At 43.7% G+C, this 17,222-nt stretch carries 10 protein-coding genes; 1 reads left to right on the forward strand and 9 read right to left on the reverse strand.

The features are described 5' to 3' along the window. Positions 1-83 precede the first annotated feature (83 nt). The 9 genes from PWYN_RS04605 to PWYN_RS04650 all read right to left on the reverse strand — a co-directional run bounded on the left by PWYN_RS04605 (position 84) and on the right by PWYN_RS04650 (position 16,241). Positions 84-1,757 carry an extracellular solute-binding protein gene (locus PWYN_RS04605; protein WP_036649001.1) on the reverse strand — a complete coding sequence of 558 codons (1,674 nt, stop codon included), beginning with the start codon at positions 1,755-1,757 and terminating at the stop codon, positions 84-86. Positions 1,758-2,116: 359 nt separating this feature from the next. After that, complete coding sequence (locus PWYN_RS04615) at positions 2,117-7,342, reverse strand: sugar-binding protein (RefSeq protein WP_052087745.1); 5,226 nt, start codon at positions 7,340-7,342, stop codon at positions 2,117-2,119. A gap of 365 nt (positions 7,343-7,707) precedes the next feature. Further along, positions 7,708-9,639: an alginate lyase family protein gene (locus PWYN_RS04620; RefSeq protein WP_036649003.1), complete on the reverse strand. Its 1,932-nt coding sequence runs from the start codon at positions 9,637-9,639 to the stop codon at positions 7,708-7,710. Between the two features lie 14 nt (positions 9,640-9,653). After that, positions 9,654-11,723, reverse strand: a complete 2,070-nt coding sequence (locus PWYN_RS27805) for a heparinase II/III domain-containing protein (RefSeq protein WP_052087746.1) — start codon at positions 11,721-11,723, stop codon at positions 9,654-9,656. A gap of 31 nt (positions 11,724-11,754) precedes the next feature. Further along, positions 11,755-12,807, reverse strand: coding sequence for a glycoside hydrolase family 88 protein (locus PWYN_RS04630; RefSeq protein WP_052087747.1), 1,053 nt, complete (start codon positions 12,805-12,807; stop codon positions 11,755-11,757). A 126-nt stretch (positions 12,808-12,933) separates the two neighbouring features. Beyond that, positions 12,934-13,695: a 2-dehydro-3-deoxy-D-gluconate 5-dehydrogenase KduD gene (kduD, locus tag PWYN_RS04635; protein WP_036649005.1), complete on the reverse strand. Its 762-nt coding sequence runs from the start codon at positions 13,693-13,695 to the stop codon at positions 12,934-12,936. 45 nt (positions 13,696-13,740) lie between these two features. Continuing rightward, positions 13,741-14,451, reverse strand: coding sequence for an SDR family oxidoreductase (locus tag PWYN_RS04640; protein WP_052087748.1), 711 nt, complete (start codon positions 14,449-14,451; stop codon positions 13,741-13,743). Between the two features lie 22 nt (positions 14,452-14,473). Then, the gene (locus tag PWYN_RS04645; protein WP_036649007.1) at positions 14,474-15,502 is read right to left on the reverse strand and encodes a zinc-dependent alcohol dehydrogenase; all 1,029 of its coding nucleotides are present in this window, start codon (positions 15,500-15,502) and stop codon (positions 14,474-14,476) included. Positions 15,503-15,533: 31 nt separating this feature from the next. After that, a complete protein-coding gene (locus PWYN_RS04650; protein WP_052087749.1) occupies positions 15,534-16,241 on the reverse strand; it encodes an RraA family protein in 708 nt (235 codons plus the stop codon). A gap of 182 nt (positions 16,242-16,423) precedes the next feature. On the opposite strand from PWYN_RS04650, the gene PWYN_RS04655 reads away from it, so the two are divergent. After that, positions 16,424-17,206, forward strand: coding sequence for an AraC family transcriptional regulator (locus tag PWYN_RS04655; RefSeq protein ID WP_036649009.1), 783 nt, complete (start codon positions 16,424-16,426; stop codon positions 17,204-17,206). Positions 17,207-17,222 lie beyond the last annotated feature (16 nt).

The raw sequence follows: 17,222 nt of genomic DNA on the forward strand, positions 1-17,222 counted from the left end.
GCCTGAGCTCCTTTCATTATTTTTGTAGAAGAACCCCCAATAACATTGAGGGTTCTGGGGTCTTCTCCTTTGTAGAATTAAGATTACTTATCTGCTTCTACGGTATTTAATTTCTCCGGATCTTTATTCAATGCCTCGGCAAGTTTGAGCCAATTTTCTTCCAGAGCTGTGCTTAATTCATCTAACCCATCTGATTTCATCTGTTGAGTTGCTTTTCCCCATTCTTTCTCACTTGCTTCCGCATTCGGAGCTACGATGGCCTTAATCATTCGGTCTTTGATATAACCATTAATCTTGATTAAAGCTTCGAAGGCCTCTGGATGATTCTCTTTCTTCAAATCACCAGCTCCAGATACAATTTGTGTATAAGAGAATTGCTGCCAGTCCTTATTGTTGTAACCTACCCATTTGTCATCTTCGAATACTTTTTGAGCATTGATATCGTTGGCATTCCCGTCCTTATCCACTCCAGCCAAACTCGGGAATATGTTAAACCAACCACCGACACCATATTTTTTAATAACATTGGTATCCCAGCTCGCATAGCCCTTGGCAACTTCATCAATGGGTACATTTTTGCCCTCTACTTTGTTATAAGTCACACCCTCAACACCTGCATTTACTAGTAAACTTCCTTCTTCTGTAGAAAGGTAATCAAACAATCTCATCACGGCTTCTACCTTCTCTGACTTTTTCGAAACCATGATAGAGGGCCCTCCGATACCCCAATACCCATTAGCAAAGATAGACTTTACTTCAGGATTATCAATTAAATAAAACATAACCATTCTTTTCTCATCATTACCTTCTGACAATGCAGCCTGTGACTCACTCAATCCAGAGACATTGCCTAAAGCGCTAAATACCTCTCCATTAGATAAAAGCGCTTCATTCTCTTCTTGCTTAAACGTTGCAAACCCTTTCGGGATATAATCACCAGTGTACAACCGATTTAGAAAGGATATGGCCTTTTTTGTATACGGATTATCATATAGGAAGTAGCCTTTTCCATTCTCAAATACAGTATTTTGTCGACTTTGTACCCCCGTACTCATTATCATTGTTTTGTAAGCATCCTCCCCCTCTATAAGGACAGGTGCCATTTTCGGATAAGTATCCTTTACTTGATCAAGTAGACTCATATACTCATCTACAGTAATGAAGGAGTCACCCTCGTTATTCCTACCCAGTTTGTCATATCCAAGTTCCTTCAAGATATCGTATCTCATATAAAGTGTATTAATCTGCAGATTTAATGCGTATTTCGTCGGAGCATTCCAGTTCCAGTTACCTAGTGCATATATCTTTCCGTCATCTTCTCTCCAGTTATCGAAAAACGGACTAAGATTCTTTTTAATGTTGGGTCCATATTGTTCAATTAATTCATCGAGCGGTTGTACATAACCACCCGAGATCAGTCTTGTCTTGCGATCATCATAGGCAACGACAATGTCCGGCAATTCATCAGCAGCCATCATCATATTAAGCTCTGCGTCGGCATCTTCGGACTTGAGTGTAGTGACATTAACAGTAATACCCGTTCTTTTTGTTATTTCCTTCGCAATGGGGTCTGTCCATGAGGGATCAACAATGCTCGAAGGCCAAGATTCTGCTAGGTACATCGTCACTGATTCTTCCTTCGCACCGCTACTTTTTTCTTCATTCACAGACTTATTTTGCTTATTTCCACTACAGCCTGAGAGAGTAATTACGGACAACATAACAAAGATTAGAATTAATAATGCCTTCTTCCTCATTTTAACGCCCCCTCTTAATCTTTTAGCAAAAGAATCTGAATTCTGACGGGCTCAACACGTTAAAGTTACCTTCCAAAGTTACACCTCAGGCACCCCCTCCTTAAAGCGCTTTCATTACTGAATACAAGTACTTTTTACATTCTAGACTTGAGACTGTTTGATGGTACTCATGAGTTTCTCCACTTTAATAACCTTTTCATTTAATAACCAACTAATTATAAGTCTTATATTAACTGCCTTCAGATTATCATATGTCTCTTTATATTGTCAATTGCCACGTAATATATAAGAAAAACCGAGACATTAAAATGTCTCGGTTACTATGGAACTCCACTGCGAGTAATGCTTTGATACTGCTATTATGAACGGTCTTGAAGATTATAAATACGGTACACTAATACGGCTAGTTCTGCTCTTAAAGAGTAGGCTTTCGGATTTAGATTCTTTCCATCCCCCTGCACAATCCCATTCTTCATTAGTGTGGCCACACTGTCCAAAGCGTAATTTGACACTTGGCTGCTATCACTGAAGGCACTTAAATCTGCTGCCGTACCAGTCACCGGTAACACTTTACCCGCCACCTTAATAGCTCTTGCAGCCAGTACCATCATTTCCTCTCTAGTGATAGATTGTACAGGATTGAATTTATTTCCATTACCATTCGCTATACCCAAAGCCTTCGCTATCCCTACTTCACTATAGTAATAGCTACCGATATTAACATCTTCAAAGTTTGAGCTCACTTCCGCCTCCAAGCTCAGTGCACGCACTAGGAGGATAATGAATTCTGCCCTTGTGATTTTTTCACCTGGTGCAAACATAGTATCGCTCGAACCCTTAATAATTCCTTTAGAGACCAGAATTTCAATCGGTTCTTTGGCCCAGGCAAAGCGCCCTAGATCCTTGAAACTCTGTACCTCATAACCAACGGCGTATAGACTGAAATGACGGGTTATAAAAGTGACCTTACCCGTTGTGGAATTATACTTTCCAGTTGGTATTTTAACAACATTACCTGCTCCATCGATATACCAGATCGCAATATGCTCTGGTTTCTTTAACTCTTCTGCTGTCGGTTGATAATCAAAGGATACGGTAACCGGAGCCTGGTTGTTTCTCCACTCTATCCGTTTGCCGTCAATCAGAACAGACAATTCAAGTACCGGTTTGTCGCCCAGTTTCTCTTTAAGTTGTTGGTTTAGGCTGGAGATATCTGCACTGGTTATGCTTATATCTACTTTGGAGGCACCTGCCAGATCCTTTTCTTTAAGAAAATTGCCGGGCAGGGTGATGTCCGCAAATTCCGTCTTAATTTCTATTTCTTGCTTGGTAGATCCGTTGCTGTTCTTGAAAAAATCAGCTGGCAGACTTTGCACATAAGTTAGTGCTCCTTCAACCTCTTTTAATTGTAAAATCGCTTTATTTTTTGAAAACTCATCACCCTGAGCTTGAGTAAATAAATTCTGAAGTGTTATTAAGTCAAGGTCTGCCTTAGCCGTTGTACCACTCAACGTTGGAATTAATTGAGCTGTTGCACCTACACTAACTGGTGGTTTCGGGCCGTTTCCATTTCCATTTCCATTCCCGTTACCGTTACCATTCCCGGCGGGTTCTACAGTTACAGTAGCAATAGCCTTTAAATCAGTGTTGCCAACCGCACCGGTTATGGTAATAGTACCTGCTGTTGCATAACTTCTAGGATTAATTGCACTCCATACTACCTTCACATTAGAAGTGGAATTATCACTATATACTACCGTAACCACTGTAGGTAAGACAGGAGCAGTTCCCGCTTTAGTACTAACCGAAACAGGATTGATACTTGTTATAGTGGGAGCTTCCTTCGATGTTACTGTTACATTAGCCATCGCCAATATGTCAGTACCATATACAGCTCCACTTACCGTAAAGCTTCCTGCACTTGCATAACTGCTAGAATTAATTTCATTCCATTTCACGTTTACACTAGAAGTCGTATTATTACTATATACTGCAGTAACCACGGAAGGGAGCGAAGGTGCAGTTCCAACTTTAGTACTCACCTCTACAGGGTTAAAGCTGCTAATAGTAGGGACAACTCCCGCACCAACAAAGGTTACATTTCCAAACCATTGAGTAGAAGCATGGGAATTAAACCGTTGGTTACTCCACATGGTTGCATTATCCCGAATACCATCAAAGTTGCTATCATCACTGGCGCCTGCATCGAACCCAATGACTGTTCCAATAGAACCGGTTAAAGTTCTTAGAGGGAGTGCGGCTTCAATAACATAGCCACCATCTACGATCCTGGCCTCTGATGTAAAGCTACTTGCTGAGGCATTTTTACCAGCGCTTCTAAAGTTCAGATAATTCACACGGTAATGACTATCGTCTGCTTGATAGGAAGTTGAATCCGCATTGTTTTCATCAATGAAAAATTCCATTGAATCATGCTCAAACAAATTACCACCTGAAGCATTCAAATTGGCATCCTTAACTTCTGCTAAGACATACAAATTCTTTTCATCCCATAGCAAACGTACGGTTGCCTCTGGTGCCATTTTTGTCGGATCACTGATCTTAAGCGCCTGAAAGCTCTGTGTTGTTGACCAGATATCGTCTATTTCCCCATCTATTACAGCTACACCTTTGGATGCATTCGCCTCCAAGATTTTGTCAGCGGGTGCAGGAATGAATTGCACTGCATCCTCAACTAAGTAATTTGCATTGCTATAATTGGTTTCGTATGCCCCGATATCTACCCGTGAATGTGCACCAGAACCTGAATATGGACGAGCATTACCTTCTAAGTCTTTCATTATTGCTTGTACACTATTTAATACAAAGTCACGGGTACCATAATCGATAGCAGGTGAATCTGACCCGAGACGGAAGTCATAAACAGAATCTGTCACGGACACAAATTTAGGGTCTAGGACTCTTTCATTTTGCCCTAGGAACCGGGTTTCGCCGCCGTATAGATTATATGCAAAAAGGTTATTCCAACCACTGTTTAGATTCGCATATTCACCAGCCTCATCCCTTGCAATAGAGATGTTATTAAGGAAGACCGAATTGTCACTGGCCTGAGCATCCATATTCGGATACTTTAAATTTGGACTTTTACTATTTTTATAAATCGTATTGTTGATAACATAGACATTATTGCTTCTATAAGCGTGTATTCCACCGCCGCCGTTGTTATAAACAATATTATTGAATACTAGTTTTCTTCCGTTATAATTGTCATCCACATCAAAGATAATTCCATTTCCATCTGAATACCCTTTGGTTCTTTCCCATTTGACCTTGGTTTCATTATCATAAACTCTGTTGTTGCTTACAATAATTTTGTAATCTGTTGTATTCTTATCAAATTCCCAATCATTGATAAAACTGATACCGCTAGTTGCGTACATAGTGTACCAGCTATTGGAGTGAATTTCATTGTTGTCAACGGTGATATAATCCCCGGAGCCGCCAGCGCCTCCACCTGCCATATGATGGATTAGGTTATTCTTCACCGTGATATGATGACCATTAAAGCTAAGCCCATTGGTATTGGTCAGTGCATATCTATTCCATAGAGATCCGCCAGCTATCTTATGTTCGTAATTAGCTTCACCCTGTGCCAATGTTAGACTTAAGTTAGTTCCTTCGATCTCTATACCCTCGAATACGATGTAGTTGGCTTCAATCTGAACCATGTCCCACACCCCTTCTACGTTCGGGGTAAGAAGCAGCTTCGGTTTATTAAGTGGATCATAGGCCTTGTAAGTAATATTATGAATGACTCCGTTCTTATCTACACCTCCAGAGCGATTAATGAGAACAAAATCATTCGCGTTTGCTAATGGAGAATATACACCCGGCATGATATTTACCGTATCCCCTGGATTGGTTACACTTGCAGCTTTATTGATCGTCTTGAACGGAGCTTCTGTGGATTTACCATCATTTGTGTCAAGACCGGTCGGGCTTACAAAATAATCTACCGGCGCACCAATATACGGCTGTTCAATGAATAGTTTCCCTGGATTGGGATTGATCATCGGAGCAGTACCTGCAGAGTTTGATCCGGACAGTTGGATATCATCAACCAGTATTTTGCTTTCCAGACGAGGGCCTTCCTTTGCTTCTAAGTAGAAGCCTTTCAGTCCACCTGTATAGGCATCAAGTTGCATAGGCTCACTGTTCACGATCTTGGTACCATCCAGATACATGTCATAGCTATTGGTATCCAGATGGAACACCAGCTTGACCTTATAGACTGCATCCAAGCTCCATGGCGCTCTTTCTGCTAGGGCTCCACCTGTTGTATTGTTCGAACGTGCGTAGATTTTTCCGTCCATTCCAAAGGCAAAGATAGTACTCTCTAATCCACCTGCGCTAATTAGCTTGAAGATGTAGTTTGCATTGTCATCTTTAAGCATAAAGCTGGATTCGAGTGTATAGCTCTTCATAGACACTGGAGTTATCCATCTCGAATGGAAAGGAAAACCAATGACGCTTAGTTTGGCTGCCGGGGATGTAACTTCAGCCCAACGGGAATCTCCGGCATTTACGATCTTAACTGTATTAGTGGAAGTACTCTTAATTGCAGATCCACTAATCAGTGGTGAATTTAAAGTTGTGTCTGTAGCAGTGTTGCGAATTACGGGATCTACATCGTTAGTCTCAAAGTTGGTGCTTCTGAAGCTTTGATCCCCAACTTCAATAGATTTCTCGGGTACAATTTCAAACCGATCGATTACTGGAGTGGCATTCGCACCGATTCGCTCAATCTTCAGGGTATTGATCCCTTCGTTTAAGGTTATCCCTGCTAGTTCCTCATACTTCCAATTGGACCATGTAGTTGTAGACAGGCCCTTGGCATCTTGAACACGGACATCATTTACCGTTACGGCATAAGGTCGAGCTGAATTACCCAAGCTATACCTTACTTTAATGGTGTATTGTCCAGTACTTGGAACTACTACGTTGTTATACAGCATATAACCAGTGGCACCCGCAGCGATACTAACATACCCAGTTCCCGAAAAGCCGGGTGCAGTTCCAACGTTGGCCGCGATGGCTACATTTAAATGAGCTGCTCCTGCGCCTGTCTCCGCTTCGAAGATCGTCTCATAGGGGATCACTTCAAGGAGATCCACTGAAGGACCATCATTGCTTTCAGAAGCTAACTTAATCGAATTGCTTCCTGAATTTAGAAGGACTACAGCAGTTAGCGTACTCCAGACTGGTGTCCCTCCAACTCCTGTTGCTTCTCCATTAAAAGTCATATATTTCTGACCGTTCACAAATAAACTGACCGGTTTAGGAGTTGCAGCATTCATATTATTGTATTTGATATTTAAAATATAATTTCCGTAAGTGGCTGCTTGAACAGTTGTCCATGTAATACTTGCAGAATTGGCCTTGGAGCCTAAGTCGGCATATTCTATGCCCTCTAATGTCTTAACCTCGGCATCTACCAGTGTTGCATCTTCAGCCTCATACTTCGTTTCGCCTGCAGCGTAAGCCTTAGTGCCAGGCACAATTGGTGCAAGAAATCCGGTTATCACTAATGATAACATCAACAATAGTAGTCCAATCTTCTTCAAATTGTTCTTCCTCCCTCAATTATGGCCTTTGGTTAACTTCCAATCTCTTGCAAGTGATGTTACTATTTTCACCACCCTTCAAGTCATGGCATAGTTGGCCCTTTCGTGTGAAGCGTTTACATTAAGCTAAGACAGAATACCAATGACGTTAATCCTATTCCACAATAACCCTATATTAAGCATAGCTTTCCTGCATTAAGACTTATTTGGGTTTACGAAATCAACCGATTATGATTGGAGAATAAGGCCTTCCCATCAGAAAATCATGACTGTTGCATGCCATTGACCCAAAAAGCAGAGCAGCGAATCTCCAGTAACGGGAACTCGCTGCTCTGCTCTCATTTATATACTCTTTTCAAATACGACTAACTCATTCGATGGAATGGAATTTCGTAGTTGACATTATGCAGTCTGATTTTGCAGAAAGCCTGATCTGCGCCGCTAACTACTTCCAGATATTCTAGTTGTTCTCGCTGAAACTCACTGCGGTAAGGGAGAATGACCGAGGCATATCTCCTGATCCCGGATGTATCACCAAGATCTGACATCACAATTCGGGTGGATGGTCTGAGATGATCCATCCTGTCTGAAATGTTCGCCTTCTGCTCTTCGCCAGATAGTGATGCTCCGGTTGTCCAGATAGCTACGTTCACCTCATTGCCCTGAGTGTATGCAATTTGCCGATCTTGATCCCAGTCAGCTTTAAGCGCATCCAGGTGCCAGTTCAACTGAATAGTATCCTGTTCTATAAGGCCTGAAACTTCGTCCAGCACCAGCAAAAATTTATCTGTAAACAGAACCAGGTCCCTGCGATGAACAGCGGGTTCGTAATTATAATGAACTGCCGATGTCCGAATCCAATCTCCGCCATCGACAACATTCTCAATATCCCCCGGCTTTTGTGGACCATACTCCCATGAAGACAGGTATTCGAAAGGATCCTTCCCGTTGATCGTTAAGGTATTATGCCAAGCCGCTGACTTGAATTTGCGGCGTTCCTCTTGCCACCAGTAATTGTAACGTCCGGGATCTACCACTAGCGGCCGTCCCCATGCCGTGAAATCAAAGGAAGAAGGGTCAATATGCGCATGTCCGTTATATACAGGAGACCGACATACAAAAAATACACTTAGTGCTTTCTTCGACCAATCGGAACGCAGTGAAACCTGATGAAGTTCTTTATCCCAGAAGGTACGGGGAAGATCTTCATTAGCTCTTCTTACGGGGTCACTTAAGTTGTCCGATAACTCTATCAAGTTCAATAACTCAGGATGATCAAATAAGTGGGAGGTCAGAGTATTACGAAACTCTTCCACTCCCATCAAAGATTGGAGAAGACGCGCCGGTTGCTGTTCCCCCAGATAGAGAGCTCCCAGTGAGATCGTTATCGCTGCATGGTAATCTGCGCTGGAATCTCCCCAAGGCACAACTTGGCCGGTGGGTCTGCAAGTCTGAATGCAATAATGCATGGCGTGGCGGAATTTCTCCACAAAGGTATCCGATAAAGTAAGACCGTTCTGACGAGCTAGCAAAACAACCTTCCCCATATGAACAGAGGTGAAATTGTGGTAACTCGGGCAACCTTCGAGCTGACCTCCCTGACTTGAGAATTGAGAAAGCATACAACGCTCCAGTTCCTGCAGAGCGAATTGGCTCCACTCCGCTGATTCCTCAAGCTCCGTAAAATTCATTGCAAGCGAGAAGAGCCCCCACATCTCAGTCAAGTAATAATTATGATCTGCGTCGGGCCATAACTTTGGGCAAACCTCACGTAATATCCGGCCATGCTCGTATATGGATTTAAGAATCGTAGGCTTCACAGAATCCAGCATGCCAGGTATTTGTTCCATGATCCTGATTACGAACGGCCATATGTTGCCCATCCGTTCGCCCACTTCCAGTTGACGCCATGGATCTACAGAATTGTATAGCCGTTGAGCATCTTCAGTATTGGTCGTTAGTAACGGCGCCGGACAAGACTGAATCCAATCGAGAAGTTCGGTCAACACGCAATCGATATACTTTCTTTCATTCGTGAGGAGGTACGCTTGAGTCAAGATTAACCAATGATGCATCCGGTTCAGCATCCAGACATAACCGTTGTTATTGACCTTGTTATCATGCCAATCCGGCGGGCTTCCCACCAAGAGCCATTGTCCGCGTGTCCCTGACAGAATCTGTTTGCCCATTAGGGCCATGTCCGCAGCATACAGTGTTTCCTGTAGATAATCCTGAGAATGGCGACGGATATAATTGCTTACCTCTGTATACTCTGATATAGAAGATGCTCTCTTCATAGGTTCCATACTCCTTACGAAAGAGGATTTATTTCGTCAGAAATCTCTTTCAGAAGTTCTCCACCCTCTTCGAGCCGATAAACACTTCCTGTACCGTTATCCTTAATCACAAGTCCACCATCCGATTTAACTTCTACGGTGAGACCTCCATCCCTATTCGGTGATTCTACAAGATATACGTTGGGTGCATAATTAAAAATATGCCAGCCTGTAATATTATCAATAGCGTCCATAGCGAAGGCATACACCATTACATGCTCCTTCGCATATTCATTATTCTCATAGGTGACACGAAGCGCGCTGCCTTCCTTTCCTTGACCGTCCTGATTGGGCAGTGAGTGATAATAATCATGCATGAATCCCCAGGATAACTTCCGATCACAGGAAGAACTCACATTCCCTGAAAAGCTATCCATTAAGAAAAACTTAGTCGCTGCTCCACCCCGCCGGAGAACGATCTTCGTATCGGAGTAAAGATTTGTTTGTAATTTACTGTCTCGATTATTTAACATGAAGTGCGTTTGCGTCTTCACGGGTACATCCGTAGTAATCCTGTCAATAATCATCATGACATTTGGAAATGACGTTACCCATGTCCGCTCCGCTTTTAAAATGGAGGGTCCGTATAACGCCTCAAGATCGGAACGTACAACGGTTATTCCATCCTTACTGCTAACCACTTCCCGTTTAACTAAAGATTCTTGGGGATTCCAGAAGTTCACTCCCTCAATCGTTTGCTGTACCAAGGGATCCTTCTGACCTTCCACTTGAAAAGTCCATGTGTTATGGGAAAAAGTTGCAATAGATTTCGCTTGGGTTTCCAATCGATAGCAAGCATGACCCGGATCGATGAAGAAACGTTCATTATGATGAGCTAGTATAAAAGAACCTTGATCCATATGATTATGACTGGTTACATTAAGCACATCATAGCCGGCCTGCATTCCCATTACCGTTCCATTATTCTGCCAGCCGTCTCGAATGATGACGTTCCCTGCCTCGAATTCCTGCGATAGCGGAAGTCCTGCTGCTTCAGGAGACAATGGTGCCGCCGCCTCGGCATAATGGAGCAAGCTCATGAACTGAAAGGAGTTAATGAAGCCAAAGGTTGCTAATTCATTTCTTTCTAATTCTAGAACAGAATACGTTTCCTCAAACAACCATCGAGCCAATCCAGCCAACTGTGGGGATTCTTCCTTAGCGCGTTTGGCCACCTGTAAAAGAAGATTGGCACTCGGACGGAAAATGGCTGCTGAATCTCCAAAGTTGAGGGAGCGTGGCATAATCTTCTCTTCGGAGGTTCCAAGTGGTTTCATGTACATCAAGGAGTGAACAGCCCATGGAATACAACGGGCGTAACACATCAAATCCGTTTGCTTAGCCAGTTCTGGATCATAACGGGTTAGCATTTCCTGAAAATTGCTCAGGTGGTGAGCGGCATAATTCCAATATTGAAGGGATTCGCCATAACTATCGGCATTAAACATACGGAAGGCCGTCTGATAATGAGCAATGGCTTCCAACACTGCCTCACGGTCATCCAGAAGTATGGATGAGGTTCCGAAACCGTTCAACAGTACCATAAACCAATTGCTTAAATTACCCCTCTTAGAAGACATATTGTCTAATGAAAGTTTACATGGTGCCTGGCATTCGTCTTTTATCTTTTCAAAGATAAGTGCTCTCTCAGATTCTGAGAACAGTTCGGGGCACAGCCCGTAGGCTTCAGCAACTGCCATTCCTACATGAGTAGTTTCAAGAACCCCATACTGAGGAACCGCACGTCCACGAAATGAAGGACCATGCCAATCTGTGCCCGGTCTATTTATAATCTCATGCACATTATGCTTTAGCCACTCCCCGACACGCTCGTCGCGGTTAATGGCATAGACAAAAGCTGCGTCACTGATCCGTTCCCAGGCCAAGTGCCACCATTCTATGGTATCTCCTGGCTGTACCAGCTTAAGAGTACCCGTTTGCTTCTCAACACGCTGTACTAGACACTGCCATAATTGATCCAGCTTATCTCCTGTTGCAATATGATCCCTTATCGTTTGAATCTCTTCTTGTGCAAGCCATACCATATGGGTACATCTCCTTGTATTCATAGAGTAATTAATCTCTGTTCAATTCACTGATTCCGTTAGCATAAGCTTCTGTAAAAGCCAGTATGAAAGGACCAAAGCTGTGATGCTCGTTCCGGTATGGCAAGGGGAGTGTAACATAGGCTTTGACGGTCCCCTTTTCATCACCTTCACCAGGGCATAGATTTCCCGGACAGCTTAGCTCTGTAGAGAAATCAGGATTTACGCAATGTTGATATAACCCGGAAATACCCTTTTGAAAGGGTACAGTATACCTATCCTTATCCAAGATCCCCAACCGAAGACCTACACCATACCCATATAGAATAATTGCTGTACCTGATGATTCCTCATATGAATATTCGAAGGGAATTTCCTGACGCCATAAGCCTCTCTTGCTCTGGTGAGGAAGAATAGCATCCGATAGATCCTTGAAATAGGTTTCTGCTTTCTCTCTGTGCGGAGAGCCTTCGGGTAAATACTGCACCAGTTCCGTTAATGCAAGATATCCCCAACCGTTTCCTCGGCTCCAATGATCTTCAGAGTACCGGCCCGGCCCCAGAAAGTTTTTGCATTGGTGCAGTAGCCCATTAGAGGGGTTGATGAATTCATCAATCATCAGAAATGTTTGCTTAGCCGCTTCATCTATATATCGGTTATCCTTTAGGCTAACACCTGCAAATAAAAGATACGGCGTAACGGCCATCGCCACATCAATCCAGATTAGATCCGCATCCCCGGAGCCCGGCATTTTTATAATTCCCTTTCGATCCCGCGGTGCCGTGAGCAGCTCCTCAGCATATTCCCTCACCTGATCCTCAGTCCCCGGCATTAGACCTACCATTAATGCAAAAGCCTTGGCCAACCCGCCAATTCGATAGCTGGGGAAATTATAATGGGGGTGCTCCATTCCATCAGGGAAACGGTTCAGAATCGTTCGGCAACGGTCTTGCAGCTTGGCGTTATCACCTGATTGGGCAGTCCGGACAAGTGCGTATATAGCAAGCAAACCGTAATAATGCTTCACTTCCTCCACACTTTCATAAGTATCATACAGCTTTTCGGCGACAGTTAAACTGTTCATATGAATACACTCCTTTTGTCCAAAATAAAGTCAGTTCGTGCATATGAGTTATCCCTAACGGGAGAAGGACAGAAGCAGCCTGTTACGCTGTTTTCTGCCCTTTGTTATATTCTTTCTTGTCTATCGTTATCTTGCCAACCAGCCACCATCAACAGCTAATGTATATCCATTTACATATTGAGCTGCATCGGATGCCAGGAAGACTACGGGCCCAGCTAGATCACCCGGCATTCCCCAACGTCCAGAAGGAATCCGTTCCAAAATGGCTTTGTCCCGCGCTTCATCCGCACGAATCTGAGCTGTATTATTGGTATCCATATAACCTGGAGCAATGGCGTTGACGTTGATATTATGCTTCGCCCACTCATTGGCCATCAAGCGAGTAATACCCATCACTCCGCTCTTGGAAGCGGTATACGAAGGTACCCGAATCCCCCCTTGGAAAGAAAGCATGGACGCAATATTAATGATCTTCCCGCCATTACCCTGGCTGATGAATTGCTTCGCAGCGGCTTGACAGAAGAAGAATACAGACTTCACATTAATATCCATAACATCGTCCCAATCCTGCTCTGTGAAGTCTATGGAATCCGCTCGGCGAATAATGCCTGCATTGTTGACCAAAATATCAAGTCTTCCAAATGCTTCAACCGTTTGTGCAATAATCCCGTTGATAGGTTCTGTAGTCATTAGATTGGCTTTAATTCCAACAAAGCGTCTTCCCAAAGCCTTAATTTCCGCCTCTGTTTCAGGCATGTCCACATAGTCGACACCAACGACATCCGCACCCGCTTGGGCCAATCCGAGAGCCATACCTTTGCCAAGTCCAGTGCTGGCACCGGTTACGATCGCTACTTTACCTTTTAGATTGAAATTTTCAAGAATCATGAGCGTATTCCTCCTATATCTTCTATTAATAAGTTGTTGTTTATTTTATAGGGCAAAAAAGGATTCAAATGCAATATCATGAAATACAACGCGAGTATCCCGGGTCAAAACGAACAGCATGACATCCACTACGTCAGAAGCTTTCAGGAATTTTTCCCTAGGAACCTGGCGATCTCCCCAAAAAGCAGTGTCTGCTCCGCCTGGATTCAAGGTGGTCACGCGGATGTTCTGGTCCTTCACCTGCATAGCAAGACCCTGGGAGAACATATTAACTGCGGCCTTAGCCGTGCAATACATTGGGGCTCCTGGGTTAGCCCGTTTGGCGGCCATAGAACCGATATTGATAATATGGGCTCCATCTTCCTTATTGGCCATCGGGATGAAGTGCTTGCAACAAAGGAATGTACCCTTCACATTTACATCCATGGTTACGTCATATTGCTCTTCTGCCATGGCCTCTACCTTAGCAGGAATGGACAGTCCAGCCAGATTGACTAGAATATCTGCTTGCCCGTAAGTTTTTTGCGCCAGTTGAAATACAGCTTTTACTTCTTCTTCGTTAGTAACATCCAACTTCGCAACAGTTACAGAAACCTCTTTGGCTTCATATTCTGTCTTCATTTGATTCAACATTTCGGTGTCGTTGGAAGCCAATACCAACTTCACACCTTGGGAGGCAAGTTCCGAAGTCAATATCGTACCCATACCTCCAGTTGCTCCTATAATAACTGCTACTTTATTCTGCAAGGATCTCAATTTGCACTACCCCTTTCATGGATTAGTAAGTTAATAGGATTTTGCCCAGGTTCTCACCACGAATCATCTTTTGGATGGCTTCTTCAGCCTTTTCTACAGGCATCGTGTCGCTAATAATTCTCTCCAGATCATACTGCTTAGATTCTACGATCTCTTCCAACATCCGAACCGTGCGAGTAAAGTCTTGGAAGGTATACACTCGGCTGCCGACAAGAGTTAGTTCCTTGAAAATCGTCTTCAGCACATCCGCCTCTGGACGTTTGTGGGGAAACCCGACGAATACAACAGTACCACGAATGGCGCACAAATCCGTTGCGCTAATCAATCCCGCCTGCGAACCCGATACCTCGAACACTACATCATAGCCTGCTTCTTCGGTAATCTCAGCGGATAGGGCTGCAACATCCTCATGACTTGGATTAATAGCCTCGAATCCAAAGGACTTGATTATCTCAATACGAGCTTCATTAAGTTCCGTGAACACTACCCGGTCCGCTCCGCAACGTTTTGCTACAATACCGATCACCATACCAATAGGTCCACCGCCAATAATAAGGACCTTGTCTCCTGCCTTCGTTCCACCGCGCTGATTCACATGGAACCCTACTGCGAAGGGCTCAGTCAATGCTGCTATCCGATCTGACATAGAGTCCTTCAGCTTAATGACCTTGGCAGCCGGAGCCTTCACATAATCAGCAAATCCACCATCCGTATGGATGCCGAGCAACTTCAACGACCGGCACACATGCCAGTTGCCTTCTTGGCAAGCAGCGCACTCCCCACAGCTGATAAGTGGTTCTACAACTACACGATCACCAATCTTAAGATCTGAACGCTTGGAAGAATTGATTTTCTCTACAACCCCGGTGAACTCATGTCCCAGAATGACAGGAGTTTTGGCCGATGGATGTTTTCCCTTATATATGGTCACATCTGAGCCGCATACGCCTGCGTATTTCACTTTAATAAGAATTTCCTCTTCACCTAATACGGGTACGGGTACATCCTTAACTTCAATATGCTCCCAATCAGTAAGAACTGCTGCTTTCATCGTTTTCTCTCCTCCTGTTTTAGACCCATGATTAGAAATAACCGCCACGTTTCACAACTTCCGTAGGTGTCAAACCGTCTACAATCATTTGCTTAATCTCTTTCTCATTTTCCTTAATGTACTCTGACTTAAGCAGTACATCGTAGGCCAGATTCCGTGGAATTACGATAACGCCATCAATATCGCCCAGGATCACATCACCCGGGTAAACGAACACATCACCCAGCTTCACTGGCATCTGCCAGCCAATCATCCGAAAGCGTCCCAACATACCGTTTGAGGTTCTGTATTTGCAGAATACCGGAAAATTCTGTTCTAAGACTTTATCTGTATCACGTACCCCGCCATCCACGATTGCACCTCTGCAACCCCGACGTTTAGAGGCCATCGTCATGATCTCTCCCCACTGGGCAGATTCATCGTCGCCGCTTGTATCCCAAATGCAGATCGAATCCTCATTCAGTTCTTCCAGCATCTTTGCCCGTTGCTCCATCTCACTGGTCAGCGTCAAATTCTTTGAGCCTTTGACCGTAAATGCGATCCCCGCTACCTTCATGTCTTCTCGGAGCGGAAGAATTTCTTTAGGCATCGTCTGGTATACATATCCCAATTCTCTTAGAACATCATTAACTGCAGAGGTGAACACCTGTTCATAACGATCGCATAACTCTTTCTCCGAGATAGGCAGCTTTACAATTTCATGCTGCTCCCGTGATGCTGTAAATTCATCCAAATTCATAGCAATGCCTCCATGTCGATTTATAATAGATTGATTTCTCTTATTAAAATCATAAGCGGAGTAAGCCTTTTCATCCATGCACGTAATAAGGTTTGTTTTATCCGATTCGCTTATATTCATACGTCAGTAGGGAATGTTATAATAAGCAATAATGATAAGTTGAAGTGAGGTGTTATTGGTTTATGTATGATTTCGTTGTATCGGATATCAGCTATGTACTTGAGCGCCAGCCTGATCCCTCCTGGCGAACCGGAGAAATTCGCAATCGGACTCACCATATCCTGGCCATCAATAAAAGCGGTAAAGCCCTTTATAATATTGAAGGAACCAATCACATGATTACAAAGGGGGATCTGCTCTACTTCCCGAAGGGATTAGCCCACTCCGGAATCAGTGATACGGATGATCCTTGGGGCTTTTATATGGTAGCTTTCGATCTGGAGAGCCCTTCCGGGGAAACTGGATTTCCCTCTTATTATTCCGGTGTCATTCATTCTTCTTTCTATCATAAAATTGTAGAGTTGTTCCAAGCGCTGGGACCGGCATGGACCGGTAAGAAGCCCGGCCATTTACTGTATTGCCGCAGCATAGTCATGGAAATTCTGTACCACATGATTCGGGCTCGAACCTTCTCTCTACCCAACTCTCCCCATACACCAGCTATTGAGAACATCATCAATCTGATGCAGGAAAATTACAGTCTTCATTATAATGTGCAGGAGTTGGCGGCATTGGCCGGACTAAGCCCCTCACACTTTCGATTAGTATTTAAGAAAGTGACGGGCCAGTCTATATTGGATTACCAAAACCAGATTAAGCTCGGTAAAGCTAAGGATTTGCTATTAAGCGGAGAATGTAACGTGACAGAAGCCGCATCACAGACCGGATTCGGTAATGTGTATTACTTCAGTCGATTATTTAAACAGGTTATGGGCTTTAATCCGTCTCATTATTTGAGGAAGTAACATACGCAAAAAAAGG

The sequence above is a fragment of the Paenibacillus wynnii genome, from assembly GCF_000757885.1.
GTDB classification, from domain to species: domain Bacteria; phylum Bacillota; class Bacilli; order Paenibacillales; family Paenibacillaceae; genus Paenibacillus_AQ; species Paenibacillus_AQ wynnii.